This is a genomic window from Glutamicibacter sp. MOO4, from assembly GCF_056934395.1.
The window spans coordinates 3,426,673-3,442,541 of record NZ_CM167800.1 but is presented as its reverse complement, the minus strand read 5'-3'; the positions used below and the strand labels follow the sequence as shown (position 1 = coordinate 3,442,541).

At 58.1% G+C, this 15,869-nt stretch carries 17 protein-coding genes and 1 tRNA gene; 7 read left to right on the top strand and 11 right to left on the bottom strand.

From position 1 onward, the window contains the following. Nucleotides 1-41 precede the first annotated feature (41 nt). Together AC1Z3F_RS16140 and AC1Z3F_RS16135 are read left to right on the top strand one after the other, a co-directional pair. Entirely contained in the window at nt 42-782 is a 741-nt protein-coding gene (locus tag AC1Z3F_RS16140; protein ID WP_131090431.1) for a response regulator transcription factor, read from the top strand. Next, nucleotides 779-2,293 carry a sensor histidine kinase gene (locus AC1Z3F_RS16135; protein WP_131090432.1) on the top strand — a complete coding sequence of 505 codons (1,515 nt, stop codon included), beginning with the start codon at nt 779-781 and terminating at the stop codon, nt 2,291-2,293. Before AC1Z3F_RS16140 ends, AC1Z3F_RS16135 begins: the two co-directional genes overlap by 4 nt. 34 nt (nt 2,294-2,327) lie before the next feature. Here AC1Z3F_RS16135 and upp read toward each other — a convergent pair whose 3' ends face one another. Further along, nucleotides 2,328-2,975, bottom strand: a complete 648-nt coding sequence (upp, locus tag AC1Z3F_RS16130; RefSeq protein WP_483566221.1) for a uracil phosphoribosyltransferase — start codon at nt 2,973-2,975, stop codon at nt 2,328-2,330. A gap of 124 nt (nt 2,976-3,099) precedes the next feature. Between upp and AC1Z3F_RS16125 the strand changes: the two genes are divergently transcribed. Both AC1Z3F_RS16125 and AC1Z3F_RS16120 read left to right on the top strand, forming a co-directional pair. Continuing rightward, nucleotides 3,100-3,576, top strand: coding sequence for a nucleoside deaminase (locus AC1Z3F_RS16125; protein ID WP_131090434.1), 477 nt, complete (start codon nt 3,100-3,102; stop codon nt 3,574-3,576). Nucleotides 3,577-3,670: 94 nt separating this feature from the next. Then, a tRNA-Ser gene (locus AC1Z3F_RS16120) sits at nt 3,671-3,761 on the top strand. A gap of 62 nt (nt 3,762-3,823) precedes the next feature. On the opposite strand, the gene AC1Z3F_RS16115 is transcribed toward AC1Z3F_RS16120, so the two are convergent. From AC1Z3F_RS16115 to modA, 9 genes are all read right to left on the bottom strand, one after another. Continuing rightward, the gene (locus AC1Z3F_RS16115; RefSeq protein ID WP_483566220.1) at nt 3,824-5,026 is read right to left on the bottom strand and encodes a glycerophosphodiester phosphodiesterase family protein; all 1,203 of its coding nucleotides are present in this window, start codon (nt 5,024-5,026) and stop codon (nt 3,824-3,826) included. Between the two features lie 97 nt (nt 5,027-5,123). Further along, complete coding sequence (locus AC1Z3F_RS16110) at nt 5,124-5,666, bottom strand: YaeQ family protein (RefSeq protein WP_131090436.1); 543 nt, start codon at nt 5,664-5,666, stop codon at nt 5,124-5,126. Nucleotides 5,667-5,724: 58 nt separating this feature from the next. Next, nucleotides 5,725-7,179: a hypothetical protein gene (locus AC1Z3F_RS16105; protein ID WP_131090437.1), complete on the bottom strand. Its 1,455-nt coding sequence runs from the start codon at nt 7,177-7,179 to the stop codon at nt 5,725-5,727. A 94-nt stretch (nt 7,180-7,273) separates the two neighbouring features. Then, on the bottom strand, nt 7,274-7,546 hold the full coding sequence (locus tag AC1Z3F_RS16100) for a DUF6457 domain-containing protein (RefSeq protein ID WP_131090438.1): 273 nt from the start codon (nt 7,544-7,546) through the stop codon (nt 7,274-7,276). A 1-nt stretch (nt 7,547) separates the two neighbouring features. Continuing rightward, a complete protein-coding gene (gene mobA, locus AC1Z3F_RS16095; RefSeq protein WP_131090439.1) occupies nt 7,548-8,129 on the bottom strand; it encodes a molybdenum cofactor guanylyltransferase in 582 nt (193 codons plus the stop codon). Then, the gene (locus AC1Z3F_RS16090; protein ID WP_131090440.1) at nt 8,126-9,379 is read right to left on the bottom strand and encodes a molybdopterin molybdotransferase MoeA; all 1,254 of its coding nucleotides are present in this window, start codon (nt 9,377-9,379) and stop codon (nt 8,126-8,128) included. Before AC1Z3F_RS16090 ends, mobA begins: the two co-directional genes overlap by 4 nt. Then, nucleotides 9,376-10,116, bottom strand: a complete 741-nt coding sequence (locus AC1Z3F_RS16085; RefSeq protein ID WP_131090441.1) for an ATP-binding cassette domain-containing protein — start codon at nt 10,114-10,116, stop codon at nt 9,376-9,378. The genes AC1Z3F_RS16090 and AC1Z3F_RS16085 overlap by 4 nt, the downstream gene beginning before the upstream one ends. Beyond that, nucleotides 10,113-10,919, bottom strand: coding sequence for an ABC transporter permease (locus tag AC1Z3F_RS16080; protein WP_444612694.1), 807 nt, complete (start codon nt 10,917-10,919; stop codon nt 10,113-10,115). The genes AC1Z3F_RS16085 and AC1Z3F_RS16080 overlap by 4 nt, the downstream gene beginning before the upstream one ends. After that, nucleotides 10,912-11,682 carry a molybdate ABC transporter substrate-binding protein gene (modA, locus tag AC1Z3F_RS16075; protein ID WP_262198497.1) on the bottom strand — a complete coding sequence of 257 codons (771 nt, stop codon included), beginning with the start codon at nt 11,680-11,682 and terminating at the stop codon, nt 10,912-10,914. The genes AC1Z3F_RS16080 and modA overlap by 8 nt, the downstream gene beginning before the upstream one ends. 132 nt (nt 11,683-11,814) lie before the next feature. Here modA and moaA point away from each other — a divergent pair, with 132 nt between their 5' ends. Beyond that, nucleotides 11,815-12,855: a GTP 3',8-cyclase MoaA gene (gene moaA / locus AC1Z3F_RS16070; protein WP_444612693.1), complete on the top strand. Its 1,041-nt coding sequence runs from the start codon at nt 11,815-11,817 to the stop codon at nt 12,853-12,855. Here the strand turns inward: moaA and AC1Z3F_RS16065 are convergent. Then, entirely contained in the window at nt 12,852-13,397 is a 546-nt protein-coding gene (locus AC1Z3F_RS16065; protein WP_165477389.1) for a DinB family protein, read from the bottom strand. The two genes, moaA and AC1Z3F_RS16065, sit on opposite strands and share 4 nt — an antisense overlap. Before the next feature lie 103 nt (nt 13,398-13,500). Between AC1Z3F_RS16065 and AC1Z3F_RS16060 the strand changes: the two genes are divergently transcribed. Next, nucleotides 13,501-14,445: a helix-turn-helix transcriptional regulator gene (locus AC1Z3F_RS16060; RefSeq protein WP_483566219.1), complete on the top strand. Its 945-nt coding sequence runs from the start codon at nt 13,501-13,503 to the stop codon at nt 14,443-14,445. A 226-nt stretch (nt 14,446-14,671) separates the two neighbouring features. Continuing rightward, nucleotides 14,672-15,865, top strand: coding sequence for a M20 metallopeptidase family protein (locus AC1Z3F_RS16055; RefSeq protein ID WP_483566218.1), 1,194 nt, complete (start codon nt 14,672-14,674; stop codon nt 15,863-15,865). Nucleotides 15,866-15,869: the final 4 nt, after the last annotated feature.

Sequence of the window (15,869 nt, the reverse complement as noted above, 5' to 3'; positions counted from 1 at the left end):
AACATATTCTTACCCCAAGGCAATAGGAGACGCTGTTAAACATGAATGATTCTCGGTTTTCACCTTCGCAGCTGCCCCGCCTCACCCACCCTGATGGCACTGCCATCAAAGTCCTTGTTGTAGACGATGAACCATCGCTGGCCGAACTGGTCTCCATGGGTACCCGCATGCTTGGTTGGGAAGCCACCATGGCTCACGACGGCCCAGAAGCCGTAGCCACCGCCCGCTCCCTGGCCCCCGACGTACTGGTTTTGGACTGGATGCTGCCAGGTTTTGACGGCCCAGAAGTACTTCGCAAGGTCCGCACCCATTTCCCTGAAATCCCCGTCCTGTTCCTCACAGCTAAGGATGCCGTCGAAGACCGCATCGAGGGCCTAGGCGCCGGAGCCGACGACTACGTCGCCAAGCCGTTCAGCCTCGAAGAAGTACTGATCCGACTGCACCGTTTGGTTGAGCGCTCGGGCGCCGCGGCAGCGGACTCCGCTGAACTAGTGGTCGGCGATCTGGTGCTGAACATGGACTCGCACGATGTCTCCCGCGCGGGACGCGAAATCTCCTTGACCGCCACCGAGTTTGATCTGCTCAGCTACCTGATGAGCAACGCCCGTCGCGTGGTTTCCAAGTCCCAGATCTTGGACAACGTCTGGCACTATGACTTTGACGGGCAGGCAAATATTGTCGAGCTCTACATCTCCTACCTGCGCAAGAAGATCGACGTTGACGCAGAGCCAATGATCCACACCGTACGTGGCGTGGGCTACGTCCTGAAGCCGGCGGCATGAGTCGTTTCTCCCCCAGCACCAACGTAGGTTCGCCACACTCCCTGCAGCGCAAACTGCTGCTGATCCTGCTCACTTCACTCACGGCTGTCTCGGTACTTTTGGGTGTGCTCTATAACGCCGGCATGCGCCAGACGTTGATGGACCAGCTCAATAGCCAACTGCGATTGACCACCGAGCGGGCGCTGAACTACTCCCAAGGCGCACCAGCGGTGAACTCACGTCTGGACGCTCCGGGACAGTCCGCCGGTACGCTGACCGCTCGCTTTGTGGACAAGTACGTCTTCAACGGTGGTGTGCTCGACGAACGCACCGGTGAGTTGCAGCAGCTGAGCCAAGAAGACGCGATTCCGATGGTGGACCTAGAACTCAGCGATACCCACGGAGACGGAAAATTCCATCCCGTACGTGCCCACCTAACCGTTGGCGACTACTACCTGGTCGCGGTCAAAGACTCCGGGTCCAATGGGATCCTGATCGTCGGTCTGCCGTTGCACAGCACGGATATGGCGCTGCGTGGCATGGCTTGGCTGACCCTGTTTATTGCACTGATCTTGATTGCTGGTGCCGGACTGGCTGGCTCGTGGCTTATCTCCCGCTCACTGGCCTCGCTTAAACGTGTTGCTTCAGTCGCCGAGTCGGTGGCCGCCGAGGATCTAGATTCGGGCAAGGTGGCCTTGACCCAACGTGTACCGGTTGAGGATGCTGTGCCAGGAACCGAGGTGGGCAACGTTGGCAACGCACTGAACGCGATGATCAGCAACGTTTCCACGGCCCTGACCGCACGCGAAAAGTCTCAGGCCCAGATGCGACAGTTTGTTGCCGATGCCTCGCACGAGTTACGTACCCCGCTGTCCTCAATTCGCGGTTACACCGAGCTGCTATCCGCCACCGAGCATTTCTCCCCCGACGGACAACGCTCCGTTGACCGGGTGTTGCAGCAAAGCAGCCGAATGGGATCGCTGGTGGAGAATCTCTTGCTGTTGGCTCGTTTGGACGAAGAAAATTCGTTTAAGCGCAGCAACCTAGATTTGAGCACGCTGACCGCAGACATCACCGAAGATTTTAAACTGACCGCCAGCGATCACCAGTGGGAATTCGAATCCCTGGCCGAGCAGACCATCGTCTTTGCCGACTCCACGTCATTACGCCGCGTGATCACCAACCTCTTGGCCAATGCACGTAAACACACCTCGGCAGGCAATACCGTAACGGTGACGGTAGATCAGGATGACGAGACCGACGAGGCAGTGCTTGAGGTGCATGACACCGGTGAAGGTATTGCACCGGAGTTCTTGCCTCGGGTCTTTGAACGTTTCACCCGGGCAGACACCGCACGCTCGGGTTCGGACGGCACCACCGGTCTAGGTTTGCCGATTGCCAAGAGCATCGTCGAGGCGCACGGTGGCAGCATCTCGGTCACCTCTGAACCGGGCAATACCGTGTTCGAAGTACGACTGCCGCTAGCCGACGTCGACGAGTCGGACGAGCAAACACCACAGGCCACGGTCTAGTGACCGTGGCCTGTGGGCTACTGCTGAAAACTACTTAGACGATCGGTGGGGTGACACCGTACAGGCGGTCACCGGCATCACCAAGGCCAGGAATGATGTAGGACTTTTCGTTCAGCTTCTCGTCCAACGAAGCAAGCACAATGTGCACGCGGTTGTCGCCACCGTGGATTTCTTCCAAACGGGCCACGCCCTCAGGGGCAGCGATCAGGCAGATGCAAGTCACCGATTCGGCGCCACGATCGAAGATGAACTTGATCGCTTCAGCCAGGGTGCCGCCGGTAGCCAACATTGGATCCAGAACAAATACCTGACGGCCAGTCAGGTTGTTTGGAACGCGGCCAGCGTAGGTGATGATGTCCAGGGTTTCCTCGTTGCGAGCCATGCCTAAGAAGCCAACCTCTGCGGTTGGCACCAGACGAGTCATGCCTTCGAGCATGCCCAGACCGGCGCGCAAGATCGGAACAACCAATGGGGTCGGCTTGGCAATTGCAGTACCGATAGTGGTAGCAACTGGGGTTTCAACCTGAATGCTTTCGGTCGTCACCTCGCGGGTTGCCTCGTAGGCCAGCAGGGTGACCAGTTCGTCAGTGAGCTGACGGAAGATCGGAGATGGGGTGTTCTTATCTCGAAGAACTGAAACCTTGTGTGCCACCAGCGGGTGGTCGACTACCTGTACGCGCATAAGTAGAAATCTATCAGCACCGTCATAGTTGAATCGATAGAAATCCCCGATTTTCCGCACTTAAAGGATAATGATGTGCCCAAAGAAACAGGAATCACGCGCTAGCACGTAAAGTAAAAGCACTATGGTGCACGAATACGATGCTTGGATGGACCTTGCTCTGGGTGAGGCACGCGCCGCGCTAGCCACAGACGATGTCCCCATCGGCGCAGTGATCCTCTCCCCCGAAGGTCAAGTTCTGGCCACCGGACGCAACCAACGCGAAGCGGTCAAAGACCCCACGGCGCATGCCGAAGTGGTGGCCATTCGTGAAGCGGTCCGGGCCTTGGAAGAACGCGGCGACGACGATGGTTGGCGACTAACCGACTGCATCTTGGTGGTCACCCTAGAACCTTGTGCCATGTGTGCCGGAGCAATTGTCCTGGCTCGAATCCCCAAACTTGTTTTTGGCGCTTGGGATGAAAAGGCCGGCGCCTGCGGTTCGGTCTTCGACATCGTTCGCGAACCACGACTGAACCACTGGGTCGAAGTCTATTCACGAGTCAAAGAACAAGAATGTGCAGAGCTTCTGCGCGAATTCTTCCGGAGCAAACGAAGCTAAAACATCAGCCAGGTGTGTTTCGAGCCACTTCAGCGCGAATATCTGGCCTCCGTTTTTGTATTCACCTTTGGTTCGGTATAGAGTTATCAGGTCTGGTGACGTGTCCGAGCGGCCGAAGGTGCAACACTCGAAATGTTGTGTACGGTAACCCCGTACCGTGGGTTCAAATCCCACCGTCACCGCCAAGAAAACCCCGTAGATTCATTGAATCTACGGGGTTTTGCTTTGCCCAAAAAGCTATTGCAAGCTAGTTGGAGAACAAATCAGTGAGCTTGCCCTTGGCATCCCACAGAGCCAACGAGTCTCCCCCATTGTTCAGCACACCGGGACCATCAACGTAGAACGCTTCGTCACTGTTGGTACCTGGACCGGAGTACACGCGCAGCTTCTGCCCTGGCTCCAATACGTAGCCATCGCCAATCTGCAGCTTGTTGTTAGCCGCATCGCGGATCAGGTAGCCACTGACATCGACGGTCCGCTGACCGGTATTTTCCACTACAACGTACTCGCCGTTTTCAGGAGTCACGTCACTTCCTGGAGCATCGTTCAACGCATCAGAAATCAGCACACCGTTATTGGCTGGGAAAACTTTCTTGCCATTCAGGTGACGATCGATCTGTGCCGGGAAGTCACCGGTAATTCGCTCAACGCCCAGTTCCAAAGCGTCATCGACAACTTCCTCAGAGTCAACGGTGTACACACCCAAGTCCAGACCTGCGTCCTTAACTCGTTGCGCGCCAGCGGCGTCCAGAGTGCGGTAGCTGGTGCCGAAGGCATCAGCGTAAGTTGCGTAGTGCTCAAGTTCTTGTGCCGAAGGAACAGTTCCCGTCAGTTGCTGCAATGGCACCTGCGGAGCCAGCTGCGCAAAACGCTCGTTGGATGCCGCGTCAAAACCCAGTACCTCGATCTTGTTGGCAGCTAGCAGCGCCTTCCATTCGGTGTCTTTTGCCAGCGCATCGGCAACAACCTGCTCTACGCCTGGCGATGAGGCAGGATCTTTGATCTCGATGAAGACGCCGGTGCCGCCGGTCAGCACGCTAGGAACATCATCGAAGTGTGGAATCTTGGCCCCGACAAACTTGCCCGAGAAGTAGGATCCGGCATCCAGCTGCTGGAGCTCGTCCCAGGTGAACGAGGTGATGGGATCGTTGGCGCGATCCGGGAAAACCTCTTCGACATTTGTGGTGCGGGCTGGGGTTCCGTCGTGGAAGATGAACGGCACCCCATCTTTGGAAAGCTGAACATCAATTTCGACAAATTCAGCTCCGGACTGACTTCCTGCTTTCAGGGCTTCCAAGGTGTTTTCCGGTGCCACACCGGCAGCACCGCGGTGGCCGATTACCAGCGGCGAAGAATCTGAAGACTTGATTTCAGCGGCCATTGCTGGTGCGGACAGTGAGGCAACCAAGCAAAGCGTTGCAGTTCCCAAAGTAATGCTGCGCAGTTTCATGATGGACTTCCTTCGGTGTCATTGATGAACACCGGCCATACTTCCGCGCTCTGATGGCCTCCAATTCAAGAGCAGTTGAATCGGAGATTAATCTTTACTACTCGATGATGTGCTCGCTGATCTGGGTTTCCAGATTTGTTCCGTTCAGTTCGAAATAGATCTGGCCTTCAGTGACCGATACCGACATGGTGTTGCGACGGGTCAGGCAACGTACTGCCTCATCAACAAATTGGGGGTCAAAAGATCGGAACCGAATCTCAGAAGATTGGTGGATCGTCTTGCCTCGCCAAGATGCCAGTAACTTTGCTGGATCTCGGTGAGTGTAAATTGCGGTGCGGTCTGCTCGCTTGCTTCCAAGGTGCAAGCGCTGCGCATCTGGCGCGCCAACCTCGATCCAGGCGGTGATGAGTCCCGTGAGGTCTTTGACAAGAATTGCGGGTTCTTCACCAGTTGAAACGCCACCAGCAGAGAAAGTGATTCCTTCTTCGTACTCCAAGCAATAGGTGAGTACTCGGGTGATCATGTAAGCATCGGTCTCAGAGGGGTGCTGCGCGACGCGCAGTGAAAGATCCTCGTATACCCCGCGATCTACATCAGCAAGTTGAACGTCAAAAGTGTGCATAGTCGCGCCGATAGCCATAGTTGTCGAGTCTACCGTGGGCAGGGCATCACCAATGAACGCCTAGTGCGTGAAGATCTTAGGAGGCATCCGGGAACCGGATGATGAATTGACGACTATCACTCGGAATCGTTTCAACTTTCCGAGTTTCAATCACTTCGGTGAGTTTGCTTTCCAGTCTGGCCAACCCGATCAGTGGAGGTGCAGTAGATTCGTACTCGACTGCTCCTGGTGGACTGATCTTGATCTTGTGTGGAGTTTCCTGAATGACTTTTTCGGTCCATCCGGGAGCTTCCTTGGCTAGATTGCAGTAACCGCACTTCATGCAACCGTTGATGGAGCAGGTTTTTCCACCTTTGCAATGCTGCTCAACGTGATCTGCTTGTCTAGGCTTGTTGTTGCAATAGGGAGTCCGACAGTAAGGATCTCTGAGTTCCAGCAGCTTACGCAGTGAACCCTTGAAGAGGCGTTCCTTGGAGTCCATGGCGACCAAATCTTGACCTTTAGGCAAAACGTAGAGCCGCCGGATGGATGGAAATGCCCTGATCCGCCTGCGTAGCTGATCAAGTTCCGAAGTTGGAGTGTGGTCATCCAACTCGTTATAGCTATCAAAGAGTCGGGCCGCATATTTGGCCGGAACACTGCCGTATCCAGAAACTGACGCCGGATCTTTTCCGTCCATCAGCAAAGCCATATCCGTCATCACAAGATTGACGTGGAGCTTGATGGGCAGAGGCATGTCGGCGGGATGGCCGGCGAGCTTGGATACCAGAATGTCGACCTTCAGCTGTTTGATGGTGCGCGGATCTCCGCCTTTTTTAGCCTTCTGGGCTTCATGCTCAAGGGCATCTTCAATTGCTACACCGACCTCGATGGGCAACTTCACGTTCATGTTGATGCAGTCTTTGCCTTTGAAGAAGGCAACACCACGATGCTTCGCCTTGCGTTCAATTTCTTCATCGCGCTCTTCCCCGCGGATCTGATCCACGGTCTTTTGCGCAATGTCATGGGCCTCATGAGTAGAAGCTGAATCAAACATTGAAGGATTGTCGGCAAAAAACCGGTCAAACTCCTGTCGCTCTGACCGGCTGACGTCTTCTAGCGGGCTCAAGATTGACATGATCAGCTTCTCGCCAAAGTCTCCAAGCTGATACCGGGAAAACAGGTAGGGCATGTCCGAGATCAAAAAGCGCATGCGACGAACGTAAGCCAGGGAGGCATGAGGTGAGCGCTTGCGTGCCAAGGCTATCTGGCTTGCTGTTCCGCGCTGTTTTGCCGTGGCCGGTTTGCCCGGCGATGTCTCGTTGCCTTCATCCATATGGGCTGCAAGACGAGCCTGAACCGAACCGAGGAATGAAATTTGAGATTCAACTTTCTCAAGAGCGATCACCGAAAAAGTTGGGTCATCGTTGCGCAGAGCCATGTTGACTAACGACAGCTCTTCTGGCGTGAGACATGGTGTTCTACCGAAGCTGGATCCCTCAGGAATTCCGTCTTCGACATTAGTGCTGAACACTTCTTTGTCTTCGAACATATATTCATTATATGCCGAAAATAACCGGGATTACAGGCTTTTCCACAACAAGAAATCAGAACTTTGAAGCGAAAAATTCGAACACTGGTTCGTATTAGGCGTCATCTTCCGGATGCTCGTCGGACCATTGGTGGGCACGAGAAACCAACTGCTGGGCAAGGCCGGAAAGATCGCCCTTACTGCTGCCCAAGGCAACACCGAGCAAGAAGGTACTCAACGGAGCCGCCGGGCGGGCAACCTCGTGGGCAACGTGCTTGGCAACATCCAAGACCGTGGCAATGTCAACGCCGGTGGCGTCGAGTCCCAACTCTTTGGTCGCAGCTTCTAACCATTCGTTGAGCGCTTCGGGAGGCAGGTGTACAGCCATGTCATTCCTTTGTGTTGCGGCGGGCGCGTTCCAGCGCCTGCGGGGTATCGATGTCATCGGTGGTTTCATCATCCACCGGTAGTTCAGCCAAATCTAGTGCGCCGAGCGCTTTGCGCACCGGGGCATTAACCAACTGCCCGGCCAGTTTTTCGCAAGCTTCAGCGACGGCGGCGGTGCGATAGTACCCGGCGAGCCACTGCACGTAGCCTTGAGCATCACGAAGCACCAGCCCATCGGCGGCGCACTGATCCACGTGGTCGCTCAGGGCAGAAATGACCGCATCGGGATGCTGCAGGTCGCAGGCCAGGATCATGCACCACCCGCTACTCACCTCAGGGATTCCGGCGGCGATGGCCGCTAAGGGGCCAGCAAAGGGCGGGTCTTCGCGCAACACCACGTCGGCTAAGGCGCCGGTGACCTGATCGCCGATCACCACCACGCGGCCGACTGTGGCACGACGGGCGGCAAGAATGACCCGATCCACCAAGCGCTGGGAGTGAACAAGCAGTTCGGGCTTATTCGCTCCGCCCAGCCGGGTGCCGCGCCCGCCGGCCAGCACAAGCACGTCAAAGTCGTCCGTCATAGCCCGGTCCGCAGTACATCAACGGTATCGCCCGGGTGGATCTCTTCAACGCCGGCCGGAATCAGCGCGTATCCCTGGGCGGAGCCGAACCCACCGACCGAGTGGGAGATGCGACCGGCCGCAACCGCCGGGGCGCAGCGCAGCTGCTCGCCATGCTCAAAGACGATGGGCAAAACCTGCAAGCGGTTGCCGGCGGCCCTCCACCCAAGTGCGGCGACTGCCTTGAGCCGGGGACGCTGCAATACGCTGTGGCCTTGCATGGCACGCAGGGCAGGGCGGACAAAAAGTTCGAAGCTGACCGCTGCGCTCACCGGGTTGCCGGGCAGCGCGAACATCATCGCGCCTTTAGCCAAACGTCCGGCACACTGCGGCTGGCCTGGGCGTACGCGCACGCGGGTGGCGTACACGCCGGGCTCGTCGGCCAACACCTTGCGCATCACGTCATAGTCGCCGGGGCCGACCCCTCCGGTGCTCAGGATCGCGTCGTGGGTGGGCGCCAGCTCATTAAGCTTCGCGCGCACGGTCTGCGGGTCATCAACACAGTGCACGATCGTGGCCGCAGTAATGCCAGACTCGGCGAGCAACCCGGCAATCAGCAGCGAATTGGTTTCCGGGATCTGTCCGCGGGACAGTGTTTGGCCCGGCGGGCGTAGCTCGGCGCCGGTGACCAACACGGCCACCTTGGGCATGGTGCGCACCAACAGTTCGCTCGCCCCTGCGGCGGCCAAGGCCGAAAGTCGGGCTGCGCCGAGCTCATCTCCGGCGCGGGCGATCAGCTCGCCGGTGCTGCGGTCTTCACCTCGTTGACGCACATCTTTGCCTTTAGGCACCGGCACGTTGATCCGCACGCTGGACACATCCCAGCCGGCCACCGCGGCACTGGTGTCCTCGATGCGCGCCACCGCGTCGGCAGCCGTGGGCAAGGGAGCGCCGGTCATGATCTTCACACACTGACCGGGCAACAGCTGCGGGTCCCAGCTGCTTCCGGCGGGAACTTCGCCGATGACTTGTAGGGTGGCCGGGCTGCCTGAAGTAAGAATCGCGGTGTCGGCGCTACGCACCGCAAAGCCATCCATCGCCGAGTTATCCCACAGGGGCAGCGGGTGGCTGGCCAATACGTCGCTGGCCAGAACCGCGCCGTGCAGTACCGGGCCCACCGGCAGGGTTTGTGGTGCCAATGGCTGAACCAGGCTTAACAGCCGGGCGCTGTGTTCGGCCACGCTGATAGCTTCTTCGGGCTGGCGTTTCATCGCTGTTCTCCTGGTGGGTTGGCGGGAAGGGTGGCCACCACCGCGCGCATAAACCGGTTGACCGGGTTGGCAAAAACTTCAGACACACTTCCCGAGTCAATGATCTGGCCGCGTTCCATAACCAGAAGTTGATCGGCCAGCGCCAAGGTGTCGGCGGCCGAATGCGAGATGACAATGGCGCTGGTATTTGTGCGCGTGAGCTCTTCGCGCACCAGTGCGCGCATATCCATGGCGGCCTCAACATCCAGTGAGGCAAAGGGTTCATCGATCAGTAACAGCTTGGGCCGGGCGGCCAACGCTCGGGCCAGGGCGATGCGTTGGCGTTGCCCGCCGGAGAGGGCAGTCGGGCGCGCAGCAGCTAGTTCTTCTAGTCCCAGCCGAGCCAGCCATTCGTGGGCGCTAGCCAGCGCCGCAGTTTTACCCAACCCCGAGGCGTGGGCCCCAAAGGCAATATTTTTGACCGCGTCCAGATGCGGGAACAGGTGCGGGGCTTGACCCAGCAGCCCCACCCCGCGCAGGTGCGGGGCTAGGTGCCGGCGCGCATCGGCCAAAATGGTGCCATCAAGTTCGATCCGCCCGCCCGCAATTTTCTCGGTTCCGGCGATGGCGTTCACGATGGTGGACTTGCCAGCCCCGCTGGGCCCCATGATCGCCAGCGTACTGCCCGAACGCACCTGGAATTTTGCCTGAACGTCAAAGCCGGCGCGTGGCACCTGCAGATCAACAAGCAGTCTCATTTGATGGCCCCCGGACGCCAAGCGCGAACACACAACAGCACCAGCACCGCGGTTCCCAGCAACAACAGGGACAGCGCCACGGCGGTATCCCGTCCGGCGCCGGCCCCATTAAACGCGGTGTAGATCGCCAGCGGCATGGTCTGGGTGACCCCGGGAGCATTGCCGGCAAACAGCGCGGTGGCCCCAAATTCGCCGATGGCCCGCGCGAAGCACAAGATCACCCCGGCCACCAGCCCGGGGGCGGCCAACGGCAGGGTGATACGGGTGAGCACCATCCAGCGCCCGGCGCCCAGAGTTGCAGCGGCCTGTTCGTACCCGGTGCCCACCGAGCGCAGCGACCCCTCCACCGAGAGCACCAGGAAGGGCAGCGCCACAAAGCTTTGCGCGATCACCACGGCAGCGGTGGAAAAGGGCAGGGTGATCCCCCAGAGTGAATCGATCAGTTGCCCGATCGGGCTGGTGCGACCAAAAAGGAAAAGCAGCGCCACCCCACCGACCATCGGTGGCAGCACCAAGGGTACGGCGATTAGTGCACGTAGTAGTTGCGCGATCTTCGGGCTGCTGCGGGCGATCACTAGGGCCAGCGGCACCCCGAGCACAACGCACAACGCGGTGGCCGCCACCCCGGTGCGCACCGAAAGCCAGAGGGCCGACAGGGCTTGTTCGCTGGTGGCATCGGCAAGCAGGGTGGACCAGCTGGCCCGACCCAGCAAGGCCAACAGCGGCAAGATCAGTAGGGCTACCCCCAGCACCGCCGGGGCGAGGGTGAAAGCCGGGACGCGCAGCCCAGTGTCGCTAGCCATTGCCCTGCGCAGCCCCACTACCAAATCCGTAGTCGGTCAGGATCTGCTGGCCGCGCTCGCCGGTGACAAAGTCGAGGAACTCTTGGGCGGCCGGATTATCGTCCAGGGTGGCGATCGGGTAACTGTTGACCACTTCATCGGCCCGTTCGGGCACGATAGCGGCCAGATCGGGTTCATCCTCCACGTCGGTGGCGTACACCAGCCCTGCGTCAGCTTCGCCGGCAGCTACCTTCTGCACCACCGCGGTGACATTTTGTTCTTCGCTGACCGGCTTAACCTTCACCCCGGCCTTTGTCAGCAACTGCTGTGAGGCGTTACCGCACGGCACCTGCGAGGCGCACAGTACGGTGCTGGCTCCGGCCAAATCGGACAGCGACTTGATGTTGGCGGGGTTATCTTTTGGCACCGCGATCACCAGGGTATTGCTGGCAAAAATCACTGGTTCGTGGCCAAATCCTGCTTCGGTTACCTCGTCCATATTACGTTCGTCAGCCGAAGCAAACACGTCTACGTCCGCACCTTCAACAATTTGTGTGGCCAAAGTTGAGGAGCCGTCATAGTTGATGCCGTTGATCTTTACTTCGGGATGTTCGCTGCGAAATTCTTCGGCGATTTCATCGAAGGCACCGTGCAGTGATGCTGCTGCAGAGATGGTGATGCTTTGCTGATCAGCTGGTTTATCACTGCTGCAACCGGAGAGGAGCAGGGCGGCAGCGGTGCCTGCCAGCACACATCGGGCAGCCAGCGGCCAGGTTACACGCATGAATTCTCCAGTACTTAAGCTTTGTGCCCATGCTACAACCGCGGTCCGTTCAAATACGTTATTTTACGTGTTGATTTGCTGTTTTACCCGCCGATCTTCCACCGTTAGTCCGCGGCAGTTACGCTGGTAGTTATGACAGTTTTACCGGCAGGGGATATCACCGACGCCCGTGGGCGGCCCCTGCATGATTTGCGGATCTCGGTGACCGACCGCTGCAATTTCCGTTGTGTGTACTGCATGCCCAAGGAAATTTTCGGTCGCGACTTCGCCTTCCGCGAGCGGTCGGAATTACTCAGCTTTGAAGAGATTGAACGCTTGGCACGCGTGAGCGTAACCCTTGGCGTCACCAAGCTTCGGCTGACCGGTGGCGAACCCTTGTTGCGCCGTGGCATCACCGAGCTGGTCTCGATGCTCGCAAAGTTACGCACCCCTGAAGGTGCACCAGTGGATTTGGCGATGACCACTAATGGTTCGGCGCTGCCCAAGATGGCGCAGTCGCTGAAAGATGCCGGACTGAACCGTGTGACCATCTCGCTGGATTCACTTGATGATGCCAAATTTAAAGCCATCAACGACGTGAACTTCCCTGTCGCCCGTGTGCTGGAAGCAATCGAGGTGGCCCGCCAGGTTGGTTTAGGTCCGGTGAAAATTAATACGGTCGTCAAACGCGGGGTCAACGACGATGAAATCCTGACCCTAGCTGAGCATTTCCGTGGCACCGGGGCCATCCTGCGCTTCATTGAGTATATGGATGTGGGCACCACCAACGGCTGGAAGGTTGATGAGGTTCTTCCCTCAGCTGAGGTGGTCTCAATGATCAACGAGCGCTGGGCGCTGGAACCGGTGACCAAAACCGAACCGGGAGAAACCGCCAACCGCTGGCGCTACGCCGATGGTGCCGGTGAAATAGGCGTGATCTCCAGTGTGACCAATGCGTTCTGTGGCAACTGCTCACGCTCACGAGTTTCCGCCGAGGGACAGCTCTACACCTGCTTATTTGCTGGTTCCGGCTATGACCTGCGCAAGCTGATGAGGGAAGGGATCAGCGACGAGGACTTGGCTAAAGCACTGACCGGCCACTGGCGTAAGCGCGATGATAATTATTCTGAGTTGCGTGCTGCACTGACCCCGGGAAACCGCAAGCGCATCGAGATGTCCTACATAGGGGGCTAGCCCATCGATTTCTGCCCGTCCAGCGATTCACGAATGATGTCCGCATGTCCCGAATGCTGGGTAGTTTCGGCGATGATGTGCAACAGCGTTCGGCGAACCGACCACTGGGAGTCAACAAACCACGGAGCGGCAGGCAACTCGTGCACGGTGTCTAGATCTATCTGGGCAAGCAGCGCGTCGGTCCGAGAAGCAATCTGCGCATAGTTCTCCAGAAGCGCTTCCAAGGTTTCGCCGGGTTGCATACGGAATTCGTTGAGGAACATTTCAAGCGCTTCGGGAGGCATATCGCTGAAGTCTGCGCCATCCCAAGCCATCGCAGCCCGGCCTTTGACCATGAATTCTTGCCACTGCCCTTCCACGGCACTGACATGTTTGATCAAACCACCAAGGGTCAATTCACTGACGGTAGTGCGCTGTGCAGCCTGCTCGTCGCTCAAACCCTGCACAGTGAAACGCAGGAAATGCCGTGCGTTAGCCAGTGCCTGGAATAGGTCGGCGCGTTCGCCATTCAGGGTGGTGTTGGTAATGGCCATGGTGCTCATGATTGCCTCCTGGCATAAGCTGCAGCCGGTATTTCCAGCTGGTAATAACCACAGTAGAAGTGAAAAGTGCCAGTTCTGTCCTAAATCAAGGCAGGCTTATTCCATGAGTACCAGCACCAGATTTTTTCGTTTGCTCTCACTGCTGCAGACCCATCGTTATTGGTCCGGAGACGAGCTAGCCGAACGCCTAGACGTCAGCCTGCGCACCGTTCGCCGAGACATCGACCGACTGCGCGATCTGGGGTATCCGGTGCAGGCCGATCGTGGCGTGGGCGGTGGCTATCAGTTGGCTTCCGGCACCGCCATGCCTCCCCTAGTACTCGATGATGAGGAAGCAGTAGCACTGGTGGTCTCCCTGCAGTCCAGCGTGCACGGCGGATCTTCCACACTGGCCGAGGCGGCCTTGCGGGCGATGGGAAAAATTGTGCCCGTGCTTCCAGCCAGGTTACGCAAGCGCGCGCAGGCACTGACTGCGAGCACCGTGCCACTGAATTCGCAGTACTCCGCACCGGATCCGGTAAATCCTGAAGTACTGGTGGCTTTTGCCCAGGCTTGCCGCGACCATGAACGAATCGCTTTTGATTACAAAGATGCCAAAGGAGCAAAGAGTTCACGCAGGGTAGAGCCGGCCCAACTGGTGAACGTGGGCAACCGCTACTATCTGGTGGCCTTTGATCTGGACCGCGATGATCGGCGCAGTTTCCGCGTAGACCGCGCACAGAACGCTTCACCCAGAGCCTTGCGCTTTGCGCCCCGCGCGGCGCCAGGTGGTGATGCGGCGGGGTTTGTCCGTGCAGGCTTGCGCGGGACTGGACCGCAAGATGTCAGCGCACGCATCCATGCCAGCGCTAAAAAGTTGGAGCCACTGATCGGCCGCTGGTTCCAGATTGAAGCAATCGATGCCAACAACTGTTTGGTGCGAACCGAGAATATGAATCTGAACTGGGCCGCATTTGGACTCGCCATGAGCCAGGCCAAAGTCAGCGACATCCAGCCAGCAGAACTGCGCACGCTCCTCGATTCGTGGACGGAGAATCTCAGCTCCTGATTGCGAAAGTTGTGAGATGCAACAAAAACAGCCTTGAGAAGTGCTCGCGAGGCAATCCCGGGGAGTATAGTCGCTGGCGTGCTGATCACATTCAAATCATTCAGATTAAAGCTCTCACTAGAGAATACTTAAAGATTTAACCATCAGCACGGCCATATGTATCATCACGAAGCCCTTCCGATGGCCTTTGCAATCGCGCCGAACACTTCCCATGAAAGGCTGCCTCATGACCCCTGCCGACTTTACCTCTGACGCGCAAACGATCCTTCCTGAACTTGTCGAACTGCGCCGCGCATTGCATGCGGACCCCGAGCTGGGACTGACTCTGCCTCGAACCCAGCAAAAGGTACTCGACGCCCTCGAAGGGCTACCGCTGGAAATCACCACCGGCACACGCACCAGCTCGGTCACCGCCGTGCTTCGAGGAGAGCTGCCCGGTCCGAGCGTTCTGCTTCGTGGCGACATGGACGCATTGCCGATCGTCGAAGAGTCCAATCTGGACTTTGCATCCACCAATGGCAACATGCACGCCTGCGGCCACGATCTGCATACCGCGGGACTTGTTGGTGCAGCCAAATTATTGTCGGCCCGGAAAAGTGAACTTCATGGCTCAGTCATCTTCATGTTCCAGCCAGGAGAAGAAGGCCACGGTGGCGCCAAGATCATGCTCGAAGAGGGACTACTCTCGGTAGCCGGAGAACCTCCGGTTGCCGCCTACGCCATCCATGTGGGCCCCGGTCCACGCGGGCTCTTCGCAACTCGCGGCGGTCCGGTAGCTGCTGGCTCAAACCAACTGACAGTGAAATTGCTCGGACGCGGCGGGCACGGCTCACAACCACATCAGACCCTGGATCCAGTTCCCGCTGCAGCAGAGCTTGTCCTGGCCTTGCAGAGTTTTGTCACTCGACGGTTTAACGCTTTCGACCCGGTGGTCCTCTCGATTACCCGCATGAACACCGGCGACGGCGCAATCAATGTCATCCCGGAAAGTGTCGAGTTGGCGGCCACCATCCGCACCATGTCCCACGAATCCCTTGCAGTCCTAGAAGAAGGGTTGCCACGAGTCATCCAAGGCGTGGCAGCAGCCCATGAGCTCACCGCGGATGTGAGCTTTGAAACGTTGTACCCGGTGACTGTGAACGACCCGGCTGAGACCGACGCTGCGCTGGAAACGATGCGCGAAATCTACGGCGAACAGCGCGTAGCGGTGATGCCTTCACCAATGATGGGTTCTGAGGATTTCGCTTTTGTGCTCGATGAAGTTCCAGGCACGTTTATCGGACTGCTCACCTCACCGTCTGAAATGACGGCCAAGGAAACGGAGTGGAATCACTCGCCGCGCGTCATTTTTGATGACCAGTTACTCGGAGATCAGGCCGCAGCACTGGCAGCTATTGCCTTTAAGCGCACCGCCAGCTAACCAT